Source organism: Lysobacter dokdonensis DS-58, assembly GCF_000770795.1.
GTDB lineage: Bacteria > Pseudomonadota > Gammaproteobacteria > Xanthomonadales > Xanthomonadaceae > Noviluteimonas > Noviluteimonas dokdonensis.
In genome coordinates, this window is the sequence record NZ_JRKJ01000005.1 from 35610 (window position 1) to 60060 (window position 24451).

At 66.6% G+C, this 24451-nt stretch carries 29 protein-coding genes and 1 pseudogene; 11 read left to right on the top strand and 19 right to left on the bottom strand.

Going from position 1 to position 24451, the window contains the following annotated elements; genetic code table 11:
* Nucleotides 1-54: 54 nt before the first annotated feature.
* Entirely contained in the window at nt 55-645 is a 591-nt protein-coding gene (locus tag LF41_RS04575; RefSeq protein ID WP_036166580.1) for a hypothetical protein, read from the top strand.
* 65 nt (nt 646-710) lie between these two features.
* On the opposite strand, the gene LF41_RS04580 is transcribed toward LF41_RS04575, so the two are convergent.
* Together LF41_RS04580 and LF41_RS04585 are read right to left on the bottom strand one after the other, a co-directional pair.
* Nucleotides 711-1532, bottom strand: a complete 822-nt coding sequence (locus tag LF41_RS04580; RefSeq protein ID WP_036166583.1) for an alpha/beta fold hydrolase — start codon at nt 1530-1532, stop codon at nt 711-713.
* A 72-nt stretch (nt 1533-1604) separates the two neighbouring features.
* Nucleotides 1605-2084, bottom strand: coding sequence for a carboxymuconolactone decarboxylase family protein (locus LF41_RS04585; protein ID WP_036166586.1), 480 nt, complete (start codon nt 2082-2084; stop codon nt 1605-1607).
* Nucleotides 2085-2166: 82 nt separating this feature from the next.
* On the opposite strand from LF41_RS04585, the gene LF41_RS04590 reads away from it, so the two are divergent.
* The 3 genes from LF41_RS04590 to LF41_RS04600 are packed head-to-tail and all read left to right on the top strand — an operon-like array spanning nt 2167 to nt 4212.
* Entirely contained in the window at nt 2167-3174 is a 1008-nt protein-coding gene (locus LF41_RS04590; protein ID WP_036166589.1) for a bestrophin family protein, read from the top strand.
* Nucleotides 3175-3220: 46 nt separating this feature from the next.
* Nucleotides 3221-3964, top strand: coding sequence for a 23S rRNA (guanosine(2251)-2'-O)-methyltransferase RlmB (gene rlmB / locus LF41_RS04595; RefSeq protein WP_036166590.1), 744 nt, complete (start codon nt 3221-3223; stop codon nt 3962-3964).
* Nucleotides 3961-4212, top strand: a complete 252-nt coding sequence (locus LF41_RS04600) for a CBU_0592 family membrane protein (protein ID WP_036166593.1) — start codon at nt 3961-3963, stop codon at nt 4210-4212. The genes rlmB and LF41_RS04600 overlap by 4 nt, the downstream gene beginning before the upstream one ends.
* Here LF41_RS04600 and rnt read toward each other — a convergent pair.
* From rnt to LF41_RS04665, 13 genes are all read right to left on the bottom strand, one after another.
* Nucleotides 4209-4862 carry a ribonuclease T gene (rnt, locus tag LF41_RS04605; RefSeq protein ID WP_036166595.1) on the bottom strand — a complete coding sequence of 218 codons (654 nt, stop codon included), beginning with the start codon at nt 4860-4862 and terminating at the stop codon, nt 4209-4211. The two genes, LF41_RS04600 and rnt, sit on opposite strands and share 4 nt — an antisense overlap.
* Nucleotides 4863-4871: 9 nt before the next feature.
* Entirely contained in the window at nt 4872-5618 is a 747-nt protein-coding gene (locus LF41_RS04610; RefSeq protein ID WP_036166597.1) for an HvfC family RiPP maturation protein, read from the bottom strand.
* Nucleotides 5611-6429, bottom strand: coding sequence for an HvfB family MNIO-type RiPP peptide maturase (locus LF41_RS04615; RefSeq protein WP_036166599.1), 819 nt, complete (start codon nt 6427-6429; stop codon nt 5611-5613). The genes LF41_RS04610 and LF41_RS04615 overlap by 8 nt, the downstream gene beginning before the upstream one ends.
* A 7-nt stretch (nt 6430-6436) precedes the next feature.
* Nucleotides 6437-6856, bottom strand: a complete 420-nt coding sequence (locus LF41_RS04620; RefSeq protein ID WP_161786915.1) for a CREC-EF hand family protein — start codon at nt 6854-6856, stop codon at nt 6437-6439.
* Between the two features lie 129 nt (nt 6857-6985).
* Complete coding sequence (gene phoU, locus LF41_RS04625) at nt 6986-7684, bottom strand: phosphate signaling complex protein PhoU (protein ID WP_036166600.1); 699 nt, start codon at nt 7682-7684, stop codon at nt 6986-6988.
* Nucleotides 7681-8499 carry a phosphate ABC transporter ATP-binding protein PstB gene (pstB, locus tag LF41_RS04630; protein WP_036167031.1) on the bottom strand — a complete coding sequence of 273 codons (819 nt, stop codon included), beginning with the start codon at nt 8497-8499 and terminating at the stop codon, nt 7681-7683. Before pstB ends, phoU begins: the two co-directional genes overlap by 4 nt.
* 39 nt (nt 8500-8538) lie before the next feature.
* A complete protein-coding gene (pstA, locus tag LF41_RS04635) occupies nt 8539-9411 on the bottom strand; it encodes a phosphate ABC transporter permease PstA (protein ID WP_202594022.1) in 873 nt (290 codons plus the stop codon).
* Nucleotides 9408-10379 (bottom strand): phosphate ABC transporter permease subunit PstC, encoded by a 972-nt coding sequence (gene pstC / locus LF41_RS04640; RefSeq protein ID WP_036166603.1) that lies wholly within the window; start codon nt 10377-10379, stop codon nt 9408-9410. The genes pstA and pstC overlap by 4 nt, the downstream gene beginning before the upstream one ends.
* Nucleotides 10380-10385: 6 nt before the next feature.
* Nucleotides 10386-11384 (bottom strand): phosphate ABC transporter substrate-binding protein PstS, encoded by a 999-nt coding sequence (gene pstS / locus LF41_RS04645; protein ID WP_052116170.1) that lies wholly within the window; start codon nt 11382-11384, stop codon nt 10386-10388.
* Between the two features lie 212 nt (nt 11385-11596).
* Nucleotides 11597-12874, bottom strand: coding sequence for an OprO/OprP family phosphate-selective porin (locus LF41_RS04650; protein ID WP_036166604.1), 1278 nt, complete (start codon nt 12872-12874; stop codon nt 11597-11599).
* A 99-nt stretch (nt 12875-12973) separates the two neighbouring features.
* Nucleotides 12974-13660, bottom strand: a complete 687-nt coding sequence (nth, locus tag LF41_RS04655; protein WP_152599886.1) for an endonuclease III — start codon at nt 13658-13660, stop codon at nt 12974-12976.
* A complete protein-coding gene (locus LF41_RS04660; protein WP_036166606.1) occupies nt 13657-14025 on the bottom strand; it encodes a hypothetical protein in 369 nt (122 codons plus the stop codon). Before LF41_RS04660 ends, nth begins: the two co-directional genes overlap by 4 nt.
* Nucleotides 14025-14807: an enoyl-CoA hydratase/isomerase family protein gene (locus LF41_RS04665; protein WP_036166609.1), complete on the bottom strand. Its 783-nt coding sequence runs from the start codon at nt 14805-14807 to the stop codon at nt 14025-14027. The genes LF41_RS04660 and LF41_RS04665 overlap by 1 nt, the downstream gene beginning before the upstream one ends.
* Nucleotides 14808-14983: 176 nt before the next feature.
* On the opposite strand from LF41_RS04665, the gene LF41_RS04670 reads away from it, so the two are divergent.
* The 3 genes and pseudogenes from LF41_RS04670 (at nt 14984) to LF41_RS04680 (ending at nt 17488) form a co-directional block, all read left to right on the top strand.
* Nucleotides 14984-15679, top strand: coding sequence for an FKBP-type peptidyl-prolyl cis-trans isomerase N-terminal domain-containing protein (locus tag LF41_RS04670; RefSeq protein ID WP_036166611.1), 696 nt, complete (start codon nt 14984-14986; stop codon nt 15677-15679).
* 71 nt (nt 15680-15750) lie between these two features.
* Nucleotides 15751-16607 (top strand): annotated as a pseudogene (locus LF41_RS04675) (NUDIX hydrolase).
* Nucleotides 16608-16642: 35 nt separating this feature from the next.
* The gene (locus tag LF41_RS04680) at nt 16643-17488 is read left to right on the top strand and encodes a sulfurtransferase (protein WP_036166614.1); all 846 of its coding nucleotides are present in this window, start codon (nt 16643-16645) and stop codon (nt 17486-17488) included.
* Here LF41_RS04680 and LF41_RS04685 read toward each other — a convergent pair whose 3' ends face one another.
* Entirely contained in the window at nt 17489-18244 is a 756-nt protein-coding gene (locus tag LF41_RS04685) for an enoyl-CoA hydratase/isomerase family protein (RefSeq protein ID WP_036166617.1), read from the bottom strand.
* A 61-nt stretch (nt 18245-18305) separates the two neighbouring features.
* Between LF41_RS04685 and LF41_RS04690 the strand changes: the two genes are divergently transcribed.
* A complete protein-coding gene (locus LF41_RS04690; RefSeq protein ID WP_036166621.1) occupies nt 18306-18737 on the top strand; it encodes a copper chaperone PCu(A)C in 432 nt (143 codons plus the stop codon).
* On the opposite strand, the gene LF41_RS04695 is transcribed toward LF41_RS04690, so the two are convergent.
* Together LF41_RS04695 and uvrA are read right to left on the bottom strand one after the other, a co-directional pair.
* Entirely contained in the window at nt 18734-19144 is a 411-nt protein-coding gene (locus LF41_RS04695) for an acyl-CoA thioesterase (RefSeq protein ID WP_036166624.1), read from the bottom strand. The genes LF41_RS04690 and LF41_RS04695 overlap by 4 nt on opposite strands.
* Entirely contained in the window at nt 19141-22113 is a 2973-nt protein-coding gene (gene uvrA / locus LF41_RS04700) for an excinuclease ABC subunit UvrA (RefSeq protein ID WP_036166627.1), read from the bottom strand. The genes LF41_RS04695 and uvrA overlap by 4 nt, the downstream gene beginning before the upstream one ends.
* Before the next feature lie 271 nt (nt 22114-22384).
* Between uvrA and rplU the strand changes: the two genes are divergently transcribed.
* The 3 genes from rplU to obgE all read left to right on the top strand — a co-directional run bounded on the left by rplU (nt 22385) and on the right by obgE (nt 24083).
* The gene (rplU, locus tag LF41_RS04705) at nt 22385-22705 is read left to right on the top strand and encodes a 50S ribosomal protein L21 (RefSeq protein ID WP_036166629.1); all 321 of its coding nucleotides are present in this window, start codon (nt 22385-22387) and stop codon (nt 22703-22705) included.
* A gap of 12 nt (nt 22706-22717) precedes the next feature.
* Nucleotides 22718-22972, top strand: coding sequence for a 50S ribosomal protein L27 (rpmA, locus tag LF41_RS04710; protein WP_036166632.1), 255 nt, complete (start codon nt 22718-22720; stop codon nt 22970-22972).
* 73 nt (nt 22973-23045) lie between these two features.
* Nucleotides 23046-24083 carry a GTPase ObgE gene (gene obgE, locus LF41_RS04715; RefSeq protein WP_036166635.1) on the top strand — a complete coding sequence of 346 codons (1038 nt, stop codon included), beginning with the start codon at nt 23046-23048 and terminating at the stop codon, nt 24081-24083.
* Nucleotides 24084-24153: 70 nt separating this feature from the next.
* Here the strand turns inward: obgE and rpsT are convergent, their stop codons facing one another.
* Nucleotides 24154-24423, bottom strand: a complete 270-nt coding sequence (gene rpsT / locus LF41_RS04720; RefSeq protein WP_036166639.1) for a 30S ribosomal protein S20 — start codon at nt 24421-24423, stop codon at nt 24154-24156.
* Between the last annotated feature and the right edge of the window lie 28 nt (nt 24424-24451).

The window sequence follows — 24451 nt, forward strand, 5'->3', positions numbered from 1 at the left end:
GACGGATGGCAGTGGTGGGTTAGCATCCGCCGGGGAAAAGGGGAACTACATCACATGAAACTGTTCCGCATGGCGGCGCTTGTCGCCGCGTTGACGTTCGCCACTGCCGCGTTCGCCGCCGACCACGTCAGCAAACACGGATTCCATGTCGACTTACCTGACGACTGGTCGGTCGCCGATATCGACGCGATGATCGCCCGGCACAAGGCCGCGGATCCGAACTGGGTCCCGACCCCCGACGCGATGACCCTGACTGATCCGAAGATCGAGGTCTATCAATACCAAGGCTCGCGCGAAGCGATCATCGTGAGCAAGGAGCCCGAAATGGCACCCACCTCGCTCGCGCTGATCAAGCAGATCTGCGACGACACGCGCGCGACGATCACCGCGACGCCCGGGGCCGGCTTGCCCAAGTGCGAAGCGCGCACCATCGATGGCGTGCACTTCATGGCGTACCAAATGACGCTCAACGACAAGTGGACCCTGCAGGCTGCACTGCCGACGGCGGATGGCCACACGTTGTTGGTGGTCGGCGGCGCGGACGCGACGACGCGCGCGGCGGTCGAGGCGATGCATGAGCGCGTGGTGCAGGCGGGCATTGCGCAGTTTCTGCAAGCGCGCAAGGGTGCTGCGTCGGCGAAGTGATGTTGGTCGGGTGAGGACCCTCACCCCAAACCCCTCTCCCGGAGGGAGAGGGGCTTCAATGGCACTCAGCTCTTGAAGAACGCGAGCAAATCCTTGTTGATCACGTCGGCATGCGTGGTCGCCATGCCGTGCGGGAAGCCTTTGTAGACTTTGAGTGTTGCGTTCTTCAGCAGCTTGGCGGAGAGCAATGCGGAGTCGGCGATGGGGACGATCTGGTCGTCGTCGCCGTGCATCACCAGGGTCGGGACGGTGATGCGCTTGAGGTCGTCGGTGAAGTCGGTTTCCGAGAACGCCTTGACGCACTCGTAGTGGGCGTTGACCGCGCCCATCATGCCTTGGCGGAACCAGTTCTGGCGGACGGCTTCGATGATCGGGGTGCCTTCGCGGTTGAAGCCGTAGAAGGGGATCGGGAAGTCCCAGAACGTGGCGGCGCGGTTGTTCGCCACGCCTGCGCGGATGCCGTCGAAGATGTCCATCGGCAACCCGCCCGGGTTCTTCTCGGACTTCAGCATCACCGGGGGCACGGCGCCGATCAGGACGAGTTTCGCGACGCGGCCTTCTCCGTGGTTGGCGACGTAGTGCGCCGCTTCGCCGCCGCCGGTGGAATGGCCGACGTGGATGGCGTCGCGCAGGTCGAGTTTCTGCACGAGTGCGGCGACATCCGCCGCGTACGTGTCCATCTCGTGGCCGCCGGCGGTTTGCGTCGAGCGTCCGTGGCCGCGGCGGTCGTGCGCGATGACGCGGTAGCCCTGTTGCAGGAAGAACTGCATCTGGGTGTCCCAGTCGTCGCCAGACAAGGGCCAGCCGTGGTGGAAGACGATGGGTTGGCCCTTGCCCCAGTCCTTGTAGTGGATCTGGGTGTTGTCTTGCGTGCTGACGTAAGGCATTCGAGATTCCTGTTGGGGGGAGCAGGAGGAGTTGAGCGGGGAAGGCGGGAGCGTGTCCTTCCCCCATGCGGGTTACGAGAGGTTCGCCTTCGTCAGCCCGTAGGCCTTGTCCATCGAACCGGGCACCGCGCCGAATCCGACGCTGATGCGGTTCCAGGCGTTGATGGCCATGATGCAGAACGTCAGGTCCGAGAGTTCCTTGCCCGTCAGGTGTTCGGACACGCGCTGGAAGATGTCCTGCGGCACGCCGTGCGCCGGCAGCGTCGTCAGCGCTTCGGTCCATTCCAGCGCGGCGCGTTCGCGGTCGTTGAACAGCGGCGATTCGCGCCACACGGCGATGTGGTACAGCCGCAGCGGCCGTTCGCCATGGATGGTGGCTTCCTTGCTGTGCATGTCCACGCAGAAGGCGCAACCGTTGATCTGCGAGGCGCGGATATTGATGAGGTCGATGATCGTCGTTTCGATGCTTGCCTTGTGTGCGTAGACGCTGAATTCGACGAACTTCTTCACGAGGTCGGGCGATTGGGCGTTGTAATCGAGGCGCATGGACATGGGGGTTGTTCCGCCGGGGAGACGCGGTTCAATCTAAGTGCGCGGTGTTGCATTCGGTCGCCGTTCGTCAGGGAGATTCGCCATGTTGATCGAGCGCTCGTACACCGTCCCCGAATTCCTGATGTGGACGCGCCGCAGCATCTACGTGCTGATCGTGCTCGGCACGGTGCCGGTGCTGTTGTACGAAGTGGCCGGCCTGCATTTCCTGCAATTGCCGTTCGCGATCATCTTCCTGCTCGGGACCACGGTCGCGCTGTCGGCGGGCTTCAAGAATCTGCAGACCTACGGGCGGATGCAGGAGGCGCAGGTGCTGTGGGCGTCGATCGGGAGCGCGAGCCGCACATGGGGTGCGTCGTGTCGCGACCTGGTGCCGGATGCCTTCGCGGCGAAGGCGTTGATCCACCGCCATCTCGCGTGGCTCGCGGCGTTGCGGCACGAGTTGCGCAAGCACAAGCCGTGGGAGCAGTCGGACAAACCGTATTTCCAGGAATGGAAGAAGTTCTACACGGTGCCCGAGCACGCGCAGTCGCTGACGTTCGAGCTGTCGCGTTACCTGGTCGCCGACGAAGCCGCGCAGGTGCTCGAAGCGCGCAATCCGCCGTGGCAGGTGCTGGCACTGCAGGGCGCGGAAGCGAAGCGCTTGCTGGAAGCCGGTGCGATTCCCGCCAGTGCGTTCGCGGAGTTGCAGCGCGCAACGCGCGAGTTCGGCGAGTTGCAGGGCAAGGTCGAGCGCATCAAGAACTACCCGTATCCGCGGCAGTTCGCGTTCATCCATTCGCTGTTCGTCAAGATCCTGTGCGTGTTGTTGCCGTTCGGAATGATCAGTGAGCTGGAACGGCTCAACGCCGTCGTCGGCGACTGGGCCGCCGGCTACATGGTGTGGCTCGCGATTCCGCTGAGCGTGGTGGTCTCGTGGATGTACGTGTCGCTGGACCAGGTGGGCGAGAGCACGGAGAACCCGTTCGAAGGTGGCGCCAACGACGTGCCGATCACGCGGATCTGCGAGGAGGTCGAGCGGGACCTGCGCGAGATGCTGGGCGAGATCGGCCTGCCGGCGCCGTCGCAGCTGGAGCGCGGCATCGCGATGTAGGCCTCGACGGGCCGCGCACCGGCACTTCGGGCACAATGCGGCCCCTATGAACAAGCAAGCCCAGTGGATCGCCGGCATCAATGCCGTGGCCTCGGCCGTCGAGCACGACGGCGAGAACGTGCGCGAGGTGCTCCTCGAAGCCGGCGCGAAGAACCCGCGGATCGTCGAGATCGAAACCCAGGCGCGCCGCGCGGGCATCGAGGTGCGGCGCGTCGCCGCGCAGGCGCTCGACGGCGTGGCCGGCGGCTTGCGGCACCAGGGCGCGGTCGCGCGCTACGCGGCGGCGAAGACCTGGGGCGAGGATGAGCTGGAAGGCCTCGTCGAAGCCGCCGGCGGCAAGGCGCTCGTGCTGGTGCTCGACGGCGTGCAGGATCCGCATAACCTCGGCGCGTGCCTGCGGAGCGCGGCGGCCGCGTCGGTGACAGCGGTGGTGATCCCGAAGGACAAGGCGGTGCAGGTCAACGCGACCGTGCGCAAGACGTCGGCGGGTGCGGCGGATTCGATTCCGGTCGTGCGCGTGACCAATCTCGCGCGCTGCCTGCGCGATCTGCAGCAGCAGGGCGTGTGGATCTATGGATTGGCGGGCGAAGCCGAAGCGTCGCTGTATTCGATCGACCTGAAGGGCAACGTCGCGCTGGTGCTGGGTGGCGAAGCGGATGGGCTGCGTCGTCTGACGCGCGAGCATTGCGACCAGCTGGTCAAGATCCCGATGCCGGGTGAGTTCGAGAGTTTGAACGTGTCGGTCGCCACCGGTGTGGCGTTGTTCGAAGCAGTGAGGCAGCGCCTGTGACTTTCGCCTGGTACGACGTGGTCGGTTTCGCGGGGACGTTGATGATCCTCGGCGCGTTCGCGGCGCAGCAGATCGGCAAGATGCGTGGCGATGGCGCGGCGTATCAGTTGCTGAACCTGTTCGGCGCGGCCGGGATCCTGGTGTCGTTGATGGGCTCGTTCAACGTCTCGGTGTTCGTGCTCGAGAGCGCCTGGGTGCTGGTCAGTGCGTATGGATTGTGGCGTTCGCGGAAGCTGCGCGCGCGTTAATCCATCCCGATACCCCATTTGTTCGCCACCGCGCAGAACAGCGCGGCCGTCTTCTCCGCGTCGTAGACCGCGGAGTGCGCTTCTTCTCCGTTCCAATCCATTCCCGCTGCCTGCACGGCGCGGGCGAGCACGGTTTGCCCGTACGCCACGCCGCCCAGGGTCACCGTGTCGAACACGCTGAAGGGGTGGAACGGGTTGCGCTTGTGTTGCACGCGCGCGACGGCGGCGTTGAGGAAGTTGAGGTCGAAGTGCGCGTTGTGCCCGACGAGGATCGCGCGCTGGCAGTTGTGCTTGCGCACCGCGGCGCGGATGGCCGCGAACACGTGGTCGAGGCCTTCCTTCTCGTGCTTGGCGAAGCGGAACGGGTGGTCGAGCACGATGCCGGTGATTTCCAGCGACTTCGGTTCGATCGCCAGGCCTTCGGCGGGGATGAAGTGCGCGCTGGCGACTTCGCCGGGAATGTAGCGGCCCTCTTCGTCGAGATCGATCGGGATGGCGGCGATCTCGAGCAGCGCGTGCTTCTGCCAGTCGAAGCCGCCGGTTTCCACGTCGACCACCACGGGCAGGTACCCCCGGAAGCGTTCGTGCATCTTGCGGAAGGGCGGCGCGTCGCCGGGTTCGGCGGCGGGCGGGGTGTCGGACTGCGTCATCGCGACAGCCTAGCAGCGCGGCGCGGTCCCTAGCAGTACGTCGTCCGCCTTCAGGGCCTGGAGCGTGGCCGCGCCTTCGCTGAGGAAGGCGTCGGGGTCGGGGGCGGCTGCTTCGGCCGCGAGCCGTTGCAACAGCGTGCGGCCGGTGTCGGACGCGTTGGAATCGATCAGTTGCAGCAGGCGGAAGGTGAGCGGGGAGAGGATGGAGAAGTGGACGTCGCCCGCCGGGTCGCGGCGCAGGAGCAGGAGCGTCGGTTCCGCCGGCGGCGCGTCGGGCTGGAAGTCGGGCCCGATGCGATGGACGGGCCAGGCGTAGGCCAGCGGCCATGCGAACGGGGACGCGACCGGGATGCCGTCGAGGAGATGGCCGTCGGGATCGTGGGGTGGGAGCGCGGCATCGGAGATCGAGAGGGCGAGTTCGGCGTATTCGTAGTGGGCGAGTTCGTGCAGCCACGCGGGGTCTCGCGGGGATGACGACAGCCAGGTGGCGAACTCGTTTCCGACTTCCGTGAAAAGTTGGGTTTGCGCGCGATGGTCGGCGAAGAACGCACGCTCCAACGCGCGCCACGCACCATCCCCCAGCGTCTTGCGGATGACCGGGAAGTTCGACGACAGCAATCCATGCAGGCTGTTGAACAACAGGTCGCGGTAGATCTTGAGCCGGCGGTCTTCGATGTCCGACGGCGCGGCCGCATTCTCCGGATCACGCAGATGCGCCGCGAAGGTCATCTGCTGCTGGCGCAGTTCCTCAGACATGGCGACGCTGGATCTCGCGGATGCGCTCGACTTCCGCCAGCAGCACATCGAACGCGGGGAAGTTGAAGTCGCGTTCCAGCAGTGTCGGGTGCACGCCGTGCAGCGCGTATGCGTGGTCGAGCAACGCCCACACATCGTCGATCACCGGCGCGCCGTGCGTGTCGACTTTCAGATCGTCCGCTTCGTCGAAATGCCCGGCGATGTGGTACTGGGTGACGCGCGCGGTGGGCATCGCGGCGAGGAACGCGCGGGCGTCGTAGCCGTGGTTGATCGAATTGACGTAGACGTTGTTGACGTCGAGCAGCAGGTCGCAGTCGGCGGCCTCGAGCACCGCGTTCACGAAGTCGGCTTCATCGAGCGCGCGATGGGGTGCTGCGTAATAGCTGACGTTCTCGATGGCGATGCGCCGGCCCAGGCGGTCCTGCACGCGGCGGATGCGGTCCGAGACGTGCCGCACGGCCGCGTCGGTGAAAGGGATCGGCAGCAGGTCGTAGAGCTGGCCGTCGTCGCTGCAGTAACTCAGGTGTTCGCTGTAGTCGCGCACGGCGTGGCGATCGAGGAAGGCACCCACGCGGTCGACGAATCCGTCGTCCAATGGAGCAGGGCCACCCAGCGACAACGACAATCCATGGCACGTGATCGGGTGCCGTGCGGCGAGCGAGGCGAACGCGTCGCCCAATCGCCCGCCGACGCCGATCCAGTTTTCCGGCGCGCATTCGAGGAAATCGAACGCACCCGCCGGCGCGTCCTGCAGCGCGCCCAGCAGGGCGCGCCGCAGTCCGAGTCCCGCGCTCGCGGCAGGCAGCGCCATCAGGCGATCAACCTTCGGCGCCGCACTTCCCTTCGCCGCACTTGCCTTCTTCCATCATCTTGCCCGCGCCGCCCGAGCCGCCCATGTGGGCCTGCATTTCCTCGGCGCTGATGAAGCCGTCGCTGTTGGTGTCGTGCGAGGCGAACTTGCTGTCGTCGTTGTCGTGCGCGGCGGCGAACTCGGCCTTGGACACCTTGCCGTCCTTGTCCGAATCCATCTTCGCCACGCCGCACTTGCCTTCGGCCTTCGCCTTGTCGCCGGCGGTCTTCTTGCCTTCGGCGGCCTTGTGGTCGGCGCCGCACGAGCCTTCGGCCACGGCCGAGGCCGACACCATGTAGCCCGCAGACAGCGGCTGCATCGCGAAGGCCGAACCGGTCAGCACCAGCCCACCCGCGAGCGTGGCTGCGAGGGCGAGGGGGGATTTCATCTTGCTGTACATACGCATCTCCATGACGCGGCTGGGCCGCAGGGGCGAGCAGGCGGGGATGATGCCTGAGCTCGGTCGGAGATACGCAACTCCCTCCCCCACGGATGCAGGGGAGGGGTGGGTGGGGGTTCAGGCGCTGTTCGTGGCGTCCCGCTTCTCGCGGGGCGGCAGGTCATCCTCGCCATGCACCAGGAACCAGATGTTTTCGGCGATGTTCGTGGCGTGGTCGCCCACGCGTTCGAGGTTCTTCGCCATGAACAGCAGATGCGTGCACGGGGTGATCGCGCGGGCGTCTTCCATCATGTAGGTCAGCAGCTCGCGGAACAGGCCGGTGTAGAGCGTGTCCAGTTCGGCGTCCCGGTTGCGCACGCGCTGGGCGGCGATGGCGTCGCTGTCGCGGTAGGCGATGATCACGTCGCGCACCTGTTCCAGCGCCAGGCGGCCGAGGGCGTCGAGCCCGCGCGTATGCGGCAGCGGCGGCGAGAGGTTCAGCGCGCACGAGCGCTTGGCGATGTTCGCCGCGTAGTCGCCGATGCGTTCGATGTCGGCCGAGACCTTCAGCGCGGCGAGGATCGTGCGCAGGTCGCGGGCCATCGGGCCGCGCAGGGCGAGTTTCATCGCGGCGTGGTCGATCTCGCGTTCGATCACGTCGATCGCTTCGTCGTTGGCGACGATGCGTTCGGCGGCCTTGTCGTCGCGGCGTTCGACGACGTCGAGCGCGGCCTCCAGTTGCGAGGCGGCCATCGTGCCCATTCGCACGATCTCGTCGAGCATGCGGCGCTGTTCTTCGTCGTAGCTCTTGACGATGTGGTCGTGGAGTTGGTTCATCCGAATCGCCCCGTGATGTAGTCCTCGGTCTGCTGCTTCGAGGGATTGGAGAAGATGGTTTCCGTCGTGTCGTGTTCGATCAGGTCGCCCAGGTACATGAAGGCGGTGTAGTCCGAGACGCGCGCGGCCTGCTGCATGTTGTGCGTCACGATGACGATCGTGTAGCGCTGCTTGAGTTCCTCCACGAGCTGCTCGATGCGGCTGGTGGAGATCGGGTCGAGCGCGGAGGTCGGCTCGTCGAGCAGCAGCACGTCGGGGCGCAACGCCACGGCGCGCGCGATGCACAGCCGCTGTTGCTGGCCGCCCGACAAGCCGAGCGCGCTTTTCTTCATCTTGTCCTTCACCTCGTCCCACAGCGCGGCCTGGCGCAGCGCTTCCTCGACGCGCGCATCCATGTCCGCTTTCGACAGGCGTTCGTGGTGGCGGATGCCGTAGGCGACGTTTTCGTAGATCGTCATCGGGAACGGCACGGGCTTCTGGAACACCATGCCGACCTTGCTGCGCAGGCGATTGAGCGGGTACTTCGGGTCGAGCACGTTCTGCCCGTCCAGCAGCACTTCACCCGAGGCGACCTGCTTGGGATACAGCGCGTAGATGCGGTTGAAGATGCGCAGCAGCGTCGACTTGCCGCAGCCCGACGGCCCGATCAGCGCGGTGACGCGGTGCTCGGGGATGTCCAGGCGGATGTTCTTCACCGCGTGGAAATCGGCGTAGTGGAAGTTGAGGCCGCGCGCGGAGAGCTTGATCGGCGCGGGGTGGGCCGTCGTCGCGATCTCGCGCTGCGGGGTTGCGACGGCGATGCGTGCGTCGTTCATGTGCGGGGTCGCCTGGAGGAGCGTCATGGGAATGGGATGTCAGTCGTGGACCATGCGCGACTTGGACACGATCGCGCGGGCGATGAGGGCGACGAGCAGTACGAAGACCGTCAGCACGAACGCGCCGGCCCAGGCGAGCGTGTGCCACGCTTCGAACGGGCTCATGGCGTACTGGAAGATCACCACCGGCACGTTGGCCATCGGCTGGTTGAGATCGGTCGTCCAGTACTGGTTGTTGAGCGCGGTGAACAGCAGCGGCGCGGTTTCGCCGGAGATGCGGGCCAGCGCGAGCAGGATGCCGGTGACGATGCCCGGCAACGAGGCGCGATAGAGCACCTGCACGGTCACCTTCCACTGCGGCACGCCGAGCGAGAGCGCGGCTTCGCGCATCTGCGCGGGCACCAGGCGGAGCATTTCGTCCGTCGTGCGCACCACGACCGGCAGCACGATGAAGGCGAGCGCGATGGCGCCGGCGAGGGCGGAGAAGTGCCCCATCGGCGCGACGACCAACGTGTACACGAACAGGCCGAGCACGATCGACGGCGCCGACAGCAGGATGTCGTTGACGAAGCGGATCGTCTCGCCGAGGCGCGCGGTGAAGCGGGTACGCGCGAACTCCGCGAGGTAGGTACCGGCCAGCACGCCGATCGGCGCACCGAACAGCACGCCCAGCAAACTCATCGCGATGCTGCCGAAGATCGCGTTGAGCAGGCCGCCATCGTCGCCCGGCGGGGGCGTCATTTTGGTGAACAGGTCGAGATCCAGCGCCGAGATGCCGTTGCGCAGCGTCGTCCACACGATCCACGCGAGCCAGAACAACCCGAAGATCGTCGCGGCCGTGGCCAGTACCTGCGCGGTGAGGTTCTTCGCGCGCCGGAACTTGTACAGCGTGTCCATCGAGGCGGCCATCAGTTGCCTTCCTTGCGCGCGAGCTGGCGGAGCATCAGGCGCGCGATGGTCAGCACGGTGAAGGTCACCAGGAACAACACGAAGCCCAGCGCGATCAGCGCGCTGCGGTACATCTCCGAATCGGCTTCGGCGAACTCGTTGGCGATGGTCGCGGCGATCGAGTTGCCCGGCATCAGCAACGAAGCGGTGAGTTCATGCGCATTGCCGAGCACGAAGGTGACGGCCATCGTTTCGCCGAGCGCACGGCCCAGGCCGAGGAAGATGCCGCCGATCACCGCCGAGCGCGTGTAGGGCAGCACGACGTCCCACACCACTTCCCAGCGCGTGGAGCCCAGCGCGTACGCCGATTCCTTCAAACGCCCCGGCACGGTGAGGAACACCTCGCGCATCACGGAGGCGATGAACGGGATCACCATGATCGCGAGCACCAGGCCCGCGGTGCCCATGCCCAGGCCCAGCGGTGGGCCGGCGAACAGTTTGCCGACGATGGGCCACGCGCCCATGTGCGTGTCGACCCAGGGATACACGTGTTCGGACAGCACGGGGACCAGCACGAACAGGCCCCACATGCCGTAGATGATGGACGGAATGCCGGCGAGCAGTTCGATCGCCGTGCCGACCGGACCGCGCAACCACTTCGGCGCGATCTCGGTGAGGAACATCGCGATGCCGAAACTCACCGGCACCGCGATCAACATCGCCACGAACGCGGTGACGAGCGTGCCGTAGATCGGCACGAGCGCACCGAACACCTGGTTCACCGGATCCCAGGCATCGGTCCAGAGGAACTTCAGTCCGAAGGTTTCGAACGCCAGCCGCCCGCCCCAGAACATCGAGAATGCGGCCGCGACGAGCGCGACGAGCACGAACACGCCGGCGGCGCCGACGATCCAGGCGAAGGTGCGGTCGTTGCGGACGTCGGCCGATGCGCGGGCATCGGCGACGTCGACCGGCAGGGCGATGGCATTCATCGACGATCAGTACTTGAGGTTCTGCGACCAGTAGGCTTCGATCTGCTTCACCAGCGCATCGGGCAGCGGCACGTAATCGAGCTTCGTGGCCGACTCGTCGCCGTTGCTGTACGCCCACTGGAAGAAGTCCTTCGCGTTCTTGGCGCCCGCGGCGTTCTTCGGCTGCTTGTACATCAGGATGAAATTGGTCGCGGTGATCGGCCAGGACTGTTCGCCCGGCGCGTTGGTCATCACCAGGTAGAAGTCCTTCGCGTTCGCCCAGTCGGCGCTGGCGGCGGCGGCCTGGAAGCTGTCGTTGCTCGGGTTGACGAAGTTGCCCGCGGCATTCTTCATGCGCGAGTAGGTCATCTTGTTCTGCAGCGCGTAGGACATCTCGACGTAGCCGATGCCACCGTTGATCTGCTTGACGTACGCGGCGACACCCTCGTTGCCCTTGCCGCCGATGCCGCCCGGCCACTTCACGGCCGTGCCTTCGCCGACCTTCGTCTTCCACTCGGGGCTGACCTTCGAGAGGTAGTTGACGAAGTTGAACGTCGTGCCCGAGCCGTCGGAGCGATGCACGATGGTGATCTTCTTGTTCGGCAGCTTCAGGCCGCCGTTGAGTGCGACGATGCGGGGGTCATTCCACATCGTGACCTTGCCGAGGAAGATGTCGGCCAGCAGCGGGCCGTCGAGCTTCATCGCACCGGCCGCAACGCCCGGCACGTTGATCACCGGCACGACGCCGCCGATCACCGAGGGGAACTGCGCCAGCCCGAACTTCGCGAGTTCTTCCGGCTTGAGCGGCGCATCGGACGAACCGAAGTCCACCGTGCCCGCCTTGATCTGGGCGATGCCGCCGCCCGAACCGATCGACTGGTAATTCACCTTCTTGCTGGTGGCCGCGGCGTAGTCGGCCGACCACTTCGACATGATCGGATAGACGAAGGACGCGCCCGCGCCCGTGACGTCGGCGGCGTGCGCGGAGGCGGCGAAACCGCCGGCCAGGACGAGCGCCAGCGACAGCGCGGTGGTGCGGAGCGGAGCGAAGTAGGACACGGATGTCTCCTGGAAGGGATATGCACGGACGACGTCGTCCGGATGCGTGCATTCCATAACCGTTGCGTGACACTCGGATGTTCGCGATATGACAGGGGCGTGACACCGCCATCTGCCGGCAAGAAAAAGGGCGCGACCTTGCGGCCGCGCCCTTCGAGGGACCCGTGGGGGAGTCGGTCTTACCAGTAGAACTGCAGGCGCGCTTCGAGGATGTTCGGGTTGTCGTCGACGACCGCGTTGAACGTGCGGTTGTTGTTGATCGGGTCTTCGGCGTACGTCGCCGAGGTGCGGCCGATGTACTTCGAGGAATCGACCATCACGTAGTCGAGCATGAACTTGAAGTTCGAGCGCCAGTACCAGTTCACGCCGACGGTCCAGGAATCCATCTCGCCGCCGAGCGCGCCGAGCACGGTGGGATTGGCGGTGGGCGTGGCGCGGAACAGCGCGCCGTCGTTCAGGTCGATCGTGTCGTAACGCAGGCCCACCTGCCACATGCCGCCGGCCGGGTTGTTCGGCAGCGGGGTGGTCGGTACGCCGTTCTTGTAGCCGAACGACTCACCGGTGATGTTCCACAGGCCGGAGATGTAGGCGCCGTCGGCCGAGAAGGTTTCCGAATTCGGGCCGAGGCCGTAACGCTCGGTCTCCGTCTTCATGTATTCGCCCTGGACCTTGAACGGGCCATGCGCCCAGAACGATTCCAGTCCGAACGTCTTGTTGCGGTCGGTGTTGCGCATCGTGCCGGTGTCGACGATGCGGTTCGACAGATCGGCCAGCGGGCGCGCGCGCCATTGGGCGGCATCGCCGAAAGTGTCGTAATCGTTGTACGACGCGCCGACGTGGAAGATGTTGCCGTTGCCGTTGATCGGGGCCCAGTAACCGCGGACGCCCCAACCCGGGCCGTGCGGCGTCGGTGCCGGATGCTCGGTCAGCTCGCGCGTGTACATGCTGGCGGCGATCGCCCAGTTGTTGTCGCCGTACTGGTACATGCCGCCGAGGCGACGGCCGAGGCCGAACGTGTTGGTGATCGACGCCTTGGCGATGAAGTCGTTGTTCTTCGTCGAGGAGAGTTCTTCCAGCGACATCAGCTGCTTGTACTGGCCCACCTGCACGAAGTGGTTGCCGTTGCCGCCGAACTTGTACTTCGCGTTGACGTCGAGCCACTTGTCGGCCTTGGCGTCGTAGCCCATGACCCACTCGATGTTGCCCGGGCCCTTGCCCTTCAGCACGAGCTCGGCGCGGCGCATTTCGTAGTCGCCGTCGCGGCCGTCGGGGCCGTCGGCGTTGAGGAGCGCGAAGTCGGCGTCGTACCAGTACATGTCGGCCTGGACGAGGCCTTCGAACGTCACTTCGGAATCGGCGATCACGTCGATCGCGACCTGCGCGTGCGCGGCCGGGGCGGCGAGGGTACCGATCGCGCCGAGCAGCGCGAGGACGAGGGTGCTGCGGGTCAGGTTCATGGCGAGCCCTTCTGGGCGGGGTGGTTGGTGGATGCCGCGCAGCGTAGGGCGTGAATCTTTCGTTATTGTGACAAGTTGCCACCGCATGACAGGGAAGCGTCACTCCCCGTCGGAGGTCTTGTCCTTGTAGCGGCAGAGATCGCGGATGGGGCAGGCCGGGCACAGCGGTTTGCGCGCGATGCAGGTGTAGCGGCCGTGCAGGATCAGCCAGTGGTGCGCGTCGTGCAGGAATTCCGGCGGCACGACGTGCATCAGGTTGTCCTCCACCACGCGCACGTCCTTGCCGGGCGCAAGGCCGGTGCGGTTCGACACGCGGAAGATGTGCGTGTCCACCGCCATGGTCGCTTCGCCGAATGCGGTGTTCAGGACCACGTTCGCCGTCTTGCGGCCCACGCCGGGCAGGGCTTCGAGCGTTTCGCGGGTGCGCGGGACTTCACCGCCGTGCTCGGCGAGCAGCCGGTTGCACAGCGCGATGACGTTGGCGGCCTTGGTGTTGAACAGTCCGATCGTCGAGATGTAGCGCTTCAGTGTTTCTTCGCCGAGTGCGGCGATGGCCGCCGGCGTGTTGGCGACGGGGAAGAGTTTGCGCGTGGCCTTGTTGACGCCGACATCGGTGGCCTGCGCGGACAGCACGACGGCGACGAGCAATTCGAAGGGGGTTTTGAATTCGAGCTCGGTCGTGGGTTTCGGATTGAGTTCGCGCAGGCGCGAGAACAGTTCGACGATCTCGGCCTTCGTCAACAGCGTCCGGCGCTTGCGCGCCTTCTTGGCGACCGCCACCGTCACTCCACCTTCTTCCGCGCCGCCAACGCCTTGGCGCGCTCCAACGCCGCCGCAGCGGCTGGAGGCAACGCAGGCGCGCCCGTCGTGGCCTGCACCGGCGCGCGCTTCGCATCGCGCTCGCGCTGCAACCGTGCAAGGCGCAACGCGCGATCACGATAGCGTTCGCGCGCGGCCAATGCGCTTGCGCGCGCAGCGCGTGCTTCCGCAAGCGCGTGCGTGCATTCTTCGGTGCAGTGCGCGCACGCGATGTCGTCGAGCAACCCGAGATCGATCGCGCGGTCGACGTCGTCCTCGCGCAAGGCCGCGACGATGCGATGCGCCGCGTCGCCGGCCGGCGACGTGCACGCGCAGGCGGGGCAGGGCGCCATCAGCGTCCGGCGAAGGCCGGCTTGCGGCGTTCGAGGAACGCGGCGGTGCCCTCGCGCATGTCGTCGGTGGCGAACATCAGGCCGAACTGCGCGCTTTCGTATTCGAGGCCTTCCTCGATGCCGCACTCGCCGCCGACGTTGATGCAGTCGAGGATGCCGCGCAGCGCGAGGGGCGCTGCATTGGCGAGCTGGTCGGCCAGCGCCATCGTCTGCGCTTCGAGTTCGGCCGTGGGCACGACGCGATTGACGATGCCGAGTTGCTGGGCACGCTGCGCGTCGATCGGTGCGCCGGCCAGGCACAGCTCGAGCGTCGCCGCGCGGCCGGCCAGTCGCAGCAGGCGCTGCGTCCCGCCGAAGCCGGGGATCAGGCCGAGGTTGATCTCGGGCTGGCCGACCTTGGCCGTGTCGGCCGCGATGCGCAGATGGCAGCTCATCGCCAGTTCCAGCCCGCCCCCGAGCGCGAAACCGTTGACCATCGCGATCACCGGCTTGGGCAGTTTCTCGATCCCGCGCATCATCCGCTGGCCGCGCAGGGAGAAATCGCGGCCCTGCACCGGTGTGAGGGTGTTCATTTCACTGATGTCGGCGCCGGCGACGAAGGCCTTCGGCCCACTGCCGGTGAGCACGACGCAACGGACGCTCGCGTCCACTGCGGCCGCCTGGAACGCCGCGTGGAGGGCATCGAGGGTCTGCGCATTCAATGCGTTGAGCTTGTCGGGACGGTTGACGGTGATGACGCGGACGGCGCCGCGGTCGGCGCTCAGCAGGACGGGGTCGGACATGCTCTGGGCTCGTCGAATGGGGGAATCGGTGGGCTTGCGCCGGGTGCGGAACTTCTGCCGTGAGGGCCGGTCACAGGGCCCGGTCGTCAGTGGCGATTCAGCGCCTCCGCCGCTATCCTAGCGCGCCCATCCGGGACCGACGGACGGGCAATCCCATCCCAAGAGGTACGTTCCGAATGAAGTTGCGTTTGCTTGCCGCCACCGTCGCGGCCCTGACCCTCGCCACGGGCTTCGCCCAGGCGCAGGACACCACGAGCGAGAAGGGCAAGCTCAGTTACTACTTCGGCTACCGCTTCGGTAGCGATCTTGCCGCCAGCGGCGAGCAGGTCGACATGGCCACCGTCTACAAGGCCATGCAGGACGCTTACGCCAAGAAGCAGCCCGCCATCGCCGAGAAAGACCTGGAGCCCGTGATCGCCGGCCTGCAGAAGCGCCAGAAGGCGCGTGCCGACCAGCGCAAGGCGGAGTTCGAGAAGGCCTCGGCCGACAACAAGGCGAAGTCCGATCAGTTCCTCGCGGCCAACAAGGCCAAGCAGGGCGTGAAGACCTTGCCGAGCGGCGTCCAGTACCGCGTGATCGAAACCGGCAGCGGCGCCAAGCCGACCAACGCCAGCACGGTGGACCTGGAAGTGACGGGCCCGTTCCCGCTCAACCAGCGCCCGCAGACCGCGCCGGCCGCCGAGAAGCTCACCGGCATCAAGATGAGCGAAGTCGAGATGAAGGGCATGCGCGAAGCGCTGTCCAACATGCCGGCCGGTTCCAAGTGGGAAATCGCCCTCCCGCCGGACCAGGGCTTCGGCAACGACCCGCGCAGCCCGTATCCGCCGAATGTCGCGGTGGTGTTCGAGGTCAAGCTGGTGTCGGCCAAGTAATCCGAACGCAGATGCAACGAGAAACGCCGGCCCCGCGCCGGCGTTTTTCGTTTCACCCCCGATCGCTCAAAATGCTCCCCGTGCACCCCATCCCCACCTACCGCCCGATCCTCAGCCCCTGCATCGGCATCTGCGAGCTCGACACGCAGAACCTGTGTTCGGGTTGCCGTCGCACGACGAACGAGATCGCGCGCTGGAGCCTGATGAGCGACGAAGAACGCCTGCACGTCATGGACGTCCTGCTGCCCGCGCGCCCGCCCTACGCACCGCAGCGATGAGCGTGCGACTGGACCTGATGCACCTGCGCGCGGTGCTGCATCCCGTCGACGCCCCGCCCGCCGGCCCCGGCTGGAACCATTCCGAACTCGAAGGCCTGCTGCCCGACGCGCCGTTGCGCGAAGCCGCGGTGCTCGTCGGCCTGGTCACGCGCGACGAAGGCTGGCAGGTCCTGCTGACGCGCCGCACCGACGCCTTGCGCCACCACGCGGGCCAGGTCAGCTTCCCCGGCGGCCGCATCGAACCCGATGATGCCGACGCGATCGCCGCAGCCCTGCGCGAAAGCCGCGAAGAGATCGGCCTGCTTGCCGCGCAGGCCTCGCCGGTCGGATTCCTCGATCCGCTGTGCACGATCACCGGCTTCCGCGTCTCGCCGCTGGTCGCGCTGGTGGACCCGGAGTTCGTGCCTCGGCCCGATCCGGGGGAGGTGGCCGAGGTATTCGAGGTGCCGCTGGAGTACGTCCTCGACCCCGGCAACCTCAACACGCTCGACGTCGCCACGTTCCTGGGCAGGCCGATCCCCGGCGGACGGCCGCGACAGGTATTCGAATTCGTAGATAGGGGTAACCCGGGGCAGCGGATCTGGGGCGCCACCGCCTCGATCCTCTACAACCTGCGCGAACGCATCAGCGCGGCGGGATCGAACAACTAAGGACCCGCGGGCCCCCGCCCGCACCGGAGGAACCGATGTCCGGCTGGAACACCCTCGTACAGGCCGAAACCCTGGCCATCGCCATCGGCAGGCCCGACGTGAAACTCGTCGACTGCCGATTCACGCTCACCAATCCGATGGCGGGCGAGAGCGCCTTTCTCGTCGGCCATCTCCCGGGCGCGGTGTACGCGCACCTGGATCGCGACCTCTCCGACATGAAGCGCACCGGCGCCGGCCGCCACCCGTGGCCCGACGCGGCGACGTTCACGCAGAAGCTGGGCGAATGGGGCATCGGCCCCGACGACCAGGTGGTCGCGTACGACGACGGCGACGGGTCGCATGCGGCGCGCTTCTGGGTGTTGATGCGCATGCTCGGTCACGAAAAGGTCGCGGTACTCGATGGCGGCTGGTCGCGCTGGACTTCGCTGGGCTTGTCCGTCGACTCCACGCCGAGAAAGCCGATCACCACGCGCTACACCGGCGCGTTCGACACCACGCGCTTGCTCGACGCCGACCAGGTGCAGCAACGCCTCGCCGCCGGAGAGCTGCTCATCGACGCGCGCGCTGCGGATCGCTTCCGTGGCGAGAACGAGATGATCGACCGCGTCGCGGGCCACGTGCCCGGTGCGGTGAATCGGCACTTCGCGAAGAACCTCGACCACGGCAAGTTCAAGCCGCCGGCGGATCTCGCCGACGAATTCCGCGAACTGCTGCTCGGCAAGCACGCCGACGAGGCGATGGTGATGTGCGGTTCGGGCGTCACCGCGTGCCACCACCTGCTCGCGATGGAGCGCGCCGGCTTGCGCGGCGCGCGCTTGTTCACGGGCTCGTGGAGCGGGTGGATCTCGGATCCGGCGCGGCCGATCGCGACCGGCGACTGATCACTTGCCCAGGCGCGCGATCAACGCGCGCAAACCCTTCTGCGTATCGGGCGCGGTCCACGCGTCGACGAACGATTCGAGCTGGATGCGTTCGGGCTGCATCGCGGCGACGACATCCGTGCGCGAAATCGCGCGCGTGCGCAGCATCGGTTCGCGCGGCAACGCGACCAGGCCTTCGAGCCACAGGCGCGCGCGCGTGGCGACTTCGTCGATGCCGGCGAGTTCGTCGACCATGCCGATGGCGAGCGCCTGCGCGCTTTCGATCATTTCACCGCCGACCAGCAAACGTTCCGCGCGATGCAGGCCGACGACGCGGCGCATCAAGTACTGGACGCCTTCGGGCGCGACCAGTCCGACCTGCGTTTCATTGAGGCCGAGGCGATACGGGCCTTCCGCCATGACGCGGTAGTCGCAGCACAACGCGAGCACGCAACCGCCCGCGGGCGCATGGCCGGCGAGGGCGGCGGCGACGGGGACCGGAGACTCCGCGAGTGCACGCGCTGCATCGAAGAACGCGGACCACGCCGACAGCAACGCCGCGCGATCCTCGCCGAGCGACAGCAGGAACGGTACGTCGAGGCCGGCGGAGAACACTTTCGGGCCGCCCGATAGCACGATGCCCTGCGCGCCGTCGCCGATCGCCTCGGCCAGTGCGTTGCGCAGGTCGTTGCAGAGCGCCGGATCGAGCGCGTTGACCGGCGCGCGCGCCAGCTTCAATTCGACGATGGGGCCGTGCGGGATGCGTTCGACGAGCATGCGGGCGGGTCCGACTTTTGGGGGCGAGCAGTATCATAGGCGCATGAACACTGTCCGCCGAATGCTCGCCATCCTCGCCCTGCTGTCCGCCGTGATCGCGACGCCCGCGTGCGCGCGCGGCAAGCCCGACGCGGCCTGCGTGCCGGTCGTGCGCGATGGCTGGATTCGCCTCGTGCCGGGCGGGATGCCGATGCATGCGGGCTTCGGCCGGTTCGAGAATCCGTGCGCAACCCCGGCGACGATCACCGGCGCGAAAAGCGCGTCGTACGCAAGCGTCGAGATGCACGAGACCAGGCTCGTGGATGGCGTGAGCCGCATGCGCGCGGTGCCGACGTTGCCGGTCGCGGCGAAGGGCAGCGCCGAGTTCAAGCCCGGCGGTTTGCACATGATGCTGATGGATCCCACGAAGCCGTTGAAGGCGGGGGACAAGGTCCGCATCGAATTCGCGCTGCAGGATGGGCGGGTGGTGCGCGGCGAATTCCTGGTGCGCTAAGCGCGCGTCGCCATCTCGCGTACGCCGTCGGGCAACGGAATCGGGCGGCCGCTCTTCGGGTCGATCCACACCATCACGACGTGCCCGTCGGAGTAGAGCGTTCCGCCGTCGAGCGATTCGATGCGGTGCCCGACGGTCACGCTGCTGTTGCCCACGCGGTCGGCGAACAGGCTGATCGCGATGTTCGACGGATACGGAATCGGCGCGCGGTAGTTGAGTTGCACCGCCGCGAGCAGCGGCATCATCGTGTCGCTCAACCATTCACGGCCGATGGATGCGAACCACTGGATGCGCGCTTCCTCGAGATACGTCAGGAAGTTGCTGTTGTTGACGTGGTTGAACGCGTCGAGATCGCGCCAGCGCGGCGCAATCTCCATGCGGAACAGCGGCGCGCGCTGCTCGCTCATGCCGCGGACTTCCGCTTGCCGGCGGCCTTTTTCGCGGCCTTCTTGGCGGCGACCTTCTCGGCCTTCGTCGGCGGGCGCGGCGCTTCCGGACGCGGCGAGGGTGCCGGCTTGGTCGGCTTGGCGTCGGTGCCGAGCACCTTCGCCAGGAACCGGCCGGTGTGCGAATGGCCGATGCCCGCGATGTCTTCCGGCGTGCCGGTCGCGAGGATGGTGCCGCCGCGGTGGCCGCCTTCGGGGCCGAGGTCGATCACCCAGTCGGCCGTCTTGATGACGTCGAGGTTGTGCTCGATCACCACGATCGTGTTGCCGTCGTCGCGCAGCTTGTGCAGCACGGCGAGCAGGTGCTCGATGTCGTGGAAGTGCAGGCCGGTGGTGGGCTCGTCGAGGATGTAGAGCGTGCGGCCCGTGTCGCGGCGCGAGAGCTCCTTCGACAACTTCACGCGCTGCGCTTCGCCGCCCGACAACGTCGTCGCCGGCTGGCCGAGCTTGACGTACGTCAGGCCGACATCGACCAGCGTTTCGAGCTTGCGCGCGATCGCCGGCACCGGTTCGAACAACGACAACGCATCCTCGACCGTCATCTCCAGCACGTCGTGGATGCTGTAGCCCTTGTAGAGGATCTCCAGCGTCTCGCGGTTGTAGCGCTTGCCGTGGCAGACATCGCACGGCACGTACACGTCGGGCAGGAAGTGCATCTCGACCTTGATCAGGCCATCGCCCTGGCACGCTTCGCAGCGGCCGCCGCGAACGTTGAAGCTGAAACGCCCCGGCGAATAACCGCGCGCGCGCGATTCGGGCACGGATGCGAACAACTCGCGCAGAGGCGTGAACAGGCCGGTATACGTCGCGGGATTGGAACGCGGCGTGCGGCCGATCGGCGACTGGTCGATGTCCACGACCTTGTCGAACAGGTCGAGGCCCTGCACTTCGCGATGCGGCGAGGGCTTGTGCGACGCGCCGTTGATCTCGTTGGCGGCCAGCGCATACAGCGTGTCGTTGATCAGCGTCGACTTGCCGGAACCCGACACGCCCGTGATCGCCGTGAACAAACCGGCGGGAATCTCGAGGTCGACGTTCTTCAGGTTGTGCCCGCTCGCGCCGAGCAGGCGCAGCGTCATCTTCTTGTTCGGCTTGTGGCGATGCGCGGGAATCTCGATCTTCTTCTTGCCGCTCATGTACTGGCCGGTGAGCGAGCGGGGCGCCTTCAGCACGTCCGCGAATACACCCTGCGCCACGACTTCGCCGCCATGCACGCCCGCGCCGGGGCCGATGTCGACGATGTGGTCGGCCAGGCGGATCGCATCTTCGTCGTGCTCGACGACGATGACCGTGTTGCCGAGATCGCGCAGGCGCGTGAGCGTGCCGAGCAGGCGCTCGTTGTCGCGCTGGTGCAAACCGATCGACGGCTCGTCGAGTACGTACATCACGCCGACGAGGCCCGCGCCGATCTGCGAGGCCAGGCGGATGCGTTGCGCTTCGCCGCCCGACAGCGTGTCGGCCTTGCGTTCGAGCGTCAGGTAATCCAGGCCGACATCGACGAGGAAGCGCAGGCGTTCGGCGATTTCCTTGACGATCTTGACCGCGATCTCGCCGCGCCAGCCGGGCAGTTCGAGGTGCGAGAAGAACGTGAGCGCTTCATCGACCGGCAGCACGACGATGTCGCTCAACGGGCGGTCGGCGACGAACACGTTGCGCGCGCTGCGGTTCAACCGCGCGCCGCCGCATTCCACGCACGGGCGCTCGCTGATGTACTTCGCCAGTTCCTCGCGTACCGCGGCGCTTTCGGTTTCCTGGTAGCGGCGTTCGAGGTTGGGCAGGATGCCTTCGAACTTGTGCTTGCGCGTCGTGCGGCCGCCGGCTTCGGTGAGGTAGGTGAAGGTCACGACGTTGTTGCCGCTGCCGTGCAGCACGGCCTGGCGCTGTTCTTCGTCGAGGTCGTGCCACGCGGTGTCGACGTTGAAGCCGTAGTGGCGCGCCAGTGAGGCGATCAGCTGGAAGTAGTAGACGTTGCGGCGGTCCCAGCCGCGCACCGCGCCGGCCGCGAGCGAGAGCTCGGGGTGCACGACGACGCGCGAGGGGTCGAAGAACTGGCTGACGCCCAGGCCGTCGCACGTCGGGCATGCGCCGACGGGCGAGTTGAAGGAGAACAGGCGCGGTTCGAGCTCCGGCAGCGAGTAATCGCACACCGGGCAGCTGTACTTGGAAGAGAACAGTTGCGGCGCGATGGACGCATCGTCGATGGCCTGCACGATGGCCATGCCGTCGCCAAGCTTGAGCGCGGTCTCGAAGGATTCCGACAGGCGCTGCTTGAGGTCGTCGCGCACCTTGAAGCGGTCGATGACGGCTTCGATGGTGTGCTTCTGGCGCAGCGCGAGCGGCGGCACGGCGTCGATCTCGTGCAGGATGCCGTCCACGCGCACGCGGACGAAGCCTTGCGCGCGGAGTTGTTCGAAGACCTGCGCGTGCTCGCCCTTGCGTTCGCGGATCACCGGCGCGAGCAGCATCCAGCGCTGGTCGGCGAGCTTGTCGTCCTTCGCGATCCCGAGCACCTGGTCGACCATCTGGCTGACGGTCTGCGCTTCCAGCGGGTAGCCGTGGTCGGGGCAGCGCGGCGAACCGACGCGCGCGTAGAGCAGGCGCAGGTAGTCGTAGATCTCGGTGATCGTGCCGACGGTCGAGCGGGGGTTGTGCGAGGTGGCCTTCTGCTCGATCGCGATCGCGGGGCTCAGGCCCTCGATGTGGTCGACGTCGGGCTTCTCCATCACGCTGAGGAACTGGCGCGCGTAGGCCGAGAGGGACTCGACGTAGCGGCGCTGGCCTTCGGCATAGATGGTGTCGAAGGCGAGCGAGGACTTGCCCGACCCCGACAGACCGGTGATGACGATGAGCTTGTCCCTCGGCAGGTCGAGGTCCAGGTTCTTGAGGTTGTGCGTCCGCGCGCCGCGGATGCGGATGAAATCCATCGCCATCGAGTGTGAGATCCGGGGTGTGCGTTCGGAGCCGAACAGGGGAGCCTAGCGAGGTCCCAAGGTCGGGGCAAATCGACGGAAACCCAGCCTCCGGGCGGCCTCGGGCCGGCTGCCCGACCTGAAGCCATTCAGTCTGGGGGCACCCGGGAGGCCGGGTTGGGGAAATCGTGGGGTCGGTTGACCCTAACCGACTGAAACCCCTACAATTCCGCTTCTGTTCGCCCTCGATGGCGGGCAGGCGACCACAATAACTACAGAGGAATGCCTGGTCATGTACGCAGTACTGGTCACCGGCGGTAAGCAATACCGCGTGATGAAGGGCGAGACGCTCCGCGTCGAGCTGCTCGATGTCGAAGCCGGCAAGGAGATCACGTTCGACAACGTGCTCATGCTGGGCGACGGCGAAGGCGTCAAGCTCGGCGACGCGCTCAAGGGCGCCAGCGTCACCGCCACCGTCAAGGGTCACGGCCGCGCCGACAAGGTGCGCATCGTGAAGTTCCGCCGCCGCAAGCACCATCGCAAGCAGATGGGCCATCGGCAGCACTACACCGAAATCGAGATCACCGGCATCGCCGGTGGCGACAAGAAGTAAGGAGAGGCAGCCATGGCACATAAAAAGGGCGTAGGTTCTTCGCGCAACGGCCGCGACTCCAATCCGAAGTACCTGGGCGTGAAGCTCTACGGCGGCCAGGCCGTCGAAGCCGGCAACATCATCGTTCGCCAGCGCGGTACGCAGTTCCACCCGGGTACGGGCGTCGGCCTCGGCCGCGACCACACCCTGTTCGCGCTGGTCGACGGCAAGGTCGCTTTCTCGACCAAGGGCCCGAACAAGCGCCGCACCGTCAGCATCGTCGAGTAACCTCGACGCGCCGGTGTCCGACGAGCCCCGCTCCGGCGGGGTTCGTCGTTTCTGAAGCAAGGAACGCAACACGATGAAACTCGTCGACGAAGCAGAAATCACCGTGATCGCCGGCAACGGCGGCAACGGCTCCATCAGTTTCCGCCGCGAGAAGTTCATTCCGCTCGGCGGCCCCGACGGCGGCGACGGCGGCGTCGGCGGCAGCGTCTGGCTGCAGGCGGACGAGAACCTCAACACGCTCGTCGATTTCCGCCACGACAAGATGTTCCGCGCCAAGCGCGGCGAGAACGGCATGGGCCGCCAGATGTACGGCAAGGGCGGCGAGGACACGACCATCGTCGTGCCTGTCGGTACCGTCGTGCACAACATCGAGACCGACGAGGTCATCGGCGACCTGACCATGCACGGCGATCGCCTGCTCGTGGCCAAGGGCGGCAAGGGCGGCCTCGGCAACATGCACTTCAAGAGCTCGATCAATCGCTCGCCGCGGCGTTCGACGCCGGGCGACGAGGGCGAGCAGCGCACGCTGCGCCTCGAACTCAAACTGCTCGCGGACGTCGGGCTGCTCGGCTTCCCGAACGCGGGCAAGTCCACCTTCATCCGCGCCGTCTCGGCCGCGACGCCGAAGGTCGCGGACTATCCGTTCACCACGCTCTATCCGAACCTCGGCGTCGTCGCGGTCGAACACCACCGCAGCTTCGTCATCGCCGACATCCCGGGCATCATCGAAGGCGCCGCGGAAGGCGCCGGCCTGGGCAGCCTGTTCCTGCGCCACGTGCAGCGCACGCGCTTGCTGTTGCACCTGGTCGACATGGCGCCGATGGAAGGCGGCGTGGAAGCCTCGCCGGCCGAGCAGGTGCGCGCCATCGAACACGAGCTGCGCAAGTACGATCCGGGCATGCTGGAAAAACCGCGCTGGCTGGTGCTCAACAAGTCCGACCTGATGTTCGAGGACGAAGCGCGCGAGCGCGCGGAAGAAGTCGTGCGCGAACTCGGATGGACGCAGCCCTGGTACATGGTCTCGGCGCTGGGCCGCGAAGGCACCTGGCCGATCATGCTGGCGGTGCAGTCGTTCTTCGACCGCCTGCGCGAGGAACAGCACGATGTTTGAGGTCTTTTCGAAGGCAACAAAAAACCCCGCCGAGGCGGGGTTTTTCGAAGCTGCTGCGGCGCCGTTTGTATCAGGCGGCCTGCAGGGCCTTGATGCGCGCCGTGAGGCGGCTCTTGTGGCGGGCGGCCTTGTTCTTGTGGATCAGGCCACGCGAGCTGAAACGGTCGAGAATCGGCTGCGCCACGACGAACGCGGCCTGGGCGGCGGCGGCGTCATTGGCGTCGAGCGCCTTCAGCACCTTCTTGACGGCGGTGCGCAGCATCGAGCGCTGAGCGGCGTTGCGAGCGTTGCGCACGACGGTCTGCTTGGCGCGCTTCTTGGCGGACTTGATATTGGCCACGACGGGAATCCTGGGAACGAAACGATGT

Excerpts from the sequence above, each read along its gene's own strand:
- LF41_RS04575 (WP_036166580.1), top strand. The coding sequence starts at position 55 with ATGAAACTGTTCCGCATGGCGGCGCTTGTCGCCGCGTTGACGTTCGCC.
- LF41_RS04580 (WP_036166583.1), bottom strand. The coding sequence starts at position 1,532 with ATGCCTTACGTCAGCACGCAAGACAACACCCAGATCCACTACAAGGAC.
- LF41_RS04585 (WP_036166586.1), bottom strand. The coding sequence starts at position 2,084 with ATGTCCATGCGCCTCGATTACAACGCCCAATCGCCCGACCTCGTGAAG.
- LF41_RS04590 (WP_036166589.1), top strand. The coding sequence starts at position 2,167 with ATGTTGATCGAGCGCTCGTACACCGTCCCCGAATTCCTGATGTGGACG.
- rlmB (WP_036166590.1), top strand. The coding sequence starts at position 3,221 with ATGAACAAGCAAGCCCAGTGGATCGCCGGCATCAATGCCGTGGCCTCG.
- rnt (WP_036166595.1), bottom strand. The coding sequence starts at position 4,862 with ATGACGCAGTCCGACACCCCGCCCGCCGCCGAACCCGGCGACGCGCCG.
- LF41_RS04610 (WP_036166597.1), bottom strand. The coding sequence starts at position 5,618 with ATGTCTGAGGAACTGCGCCAGCAGCAGATGACCTTCGCGGCGCATCTG.
- LF41_RS04615 (WP_036166599.1), bottom strand. The coding sequence starts at position 6,429 with ATGGCGCTGCCTGCCGCGAGCGCGGGACTCGGACTGCGGCGCGCCCTG.
- LF41_RS04620 (WP_161786915.1), bottom strand. The coding sequence starts at position 6,856 with ATGAAATCCCCCCTCGCCCTCGCAGCCACGCTCGCGGGTGGGCTGGTG.
- phoU (WP_036166600.1), bottom strand. The coding sequence starts at position 7,684 with ATGAACCAACTCCACGACCACATCGTCAAGAGCTACGACGAAGAACAG.
- pstB (WP_036167031.1), bottom strand. The coding sequence starts at position 8,499 with ATGAACGACGCACGCATCGCCGTCGCAACCCCGCAGCGCGAGATCGCG.
- pstC (WP_036166603.1), bottom strand. The coding sequence starts at position 10,379 with ATGAATGCCATCGCCCTGCCGGTCGACGTCGCCGATGCCCGCGCATCG.
- LF41_RS04650 (WP_036166604.1), bottom strand. The coding sequence starts at position 12,874 with ATGAACCTGACCCGCAGCACCCTCGTCCTCGCGCTGCTCGGCGCGATC.
- LF41_RS04660 (WP_036166606.1), bottom strand. The coding sequence starts at position 14,025 with ATGGCGCCCTGCCCCGCCTGCGCGTGCACGTCGCCGGCCGGCGACGCG.
- LF41_RS04665 (WP_036166609.1), bottom strand. The coding sequence starts at position 14,807 with ATGTCCGACCCCGTCCTGCTGAGCGCCGACCGCGGCGCCGTCCGCGTC.
- LF41_RS04670 (WP_036166611.1), top strand. The coding sequence starts at position 14,984 with ATGAAGTTGCGTTTGCTTGCCGCCACCGTCGCGGCCCTGACCCTCGCC.
- LF41_RS04680 (WP_036166614.1), top strand. The coding sequence starts at position 16,643 with ATGTCCGGCTGGAACACCCTCGTACAGGCCGAAACCCTGGCCATCGCC.
- LF41_RS04685 (WP_036166617.1), bottom strand. The coding sequence starts at position 18,244 with ATGCTCGTCGAACGCATCCCGCACGGCCCCATCGTCGAATTGAAGCTG.
- LF41_RS04690 (WP_036166621.1), top strand. The coding sequence starts at position 18,306 with ATGCTCGCCATCCTCGCCCTGCTGTCCGCCGTGATCGCGACGCCCGCG.
- LF41_RS04695 (WP_036166624.1), bottom strand. The coding sequence starts at position 19,144 with ATGAGCGAGCAGCGCGCGCCGCTGTTCCGCATGGAGATTGCGCCGCGC.
- uvrA (WP_036166627.1), bottom strand. The coding sequence starts at position 22,113 with ATGGCGATGGATTTCATCCGCATCCGCGGCGCGCGGACGCACAACCTC.
- rplU (WP_036166629.1), top strand. The coding sequence starts at position 22,385 with ATGTACGCAGTACTGGTCACCGGCGGTAAGCAATACCGCGTGATGAAG.
- rpmA (WP_036166632.1), top strand. The coding sequence starts at position 22,718 with ATGGCACATAAAAAGGGCGTAGGTTCTTCGCGCAACGGCCGCGACTCC.
- obgE (WP_036166635.1), top strand. The coding sequence starts at position 23,046 with ATGAAACTCGTCGACGAAGCAGAAATCACCGTGATCGCCGGCAACGGC.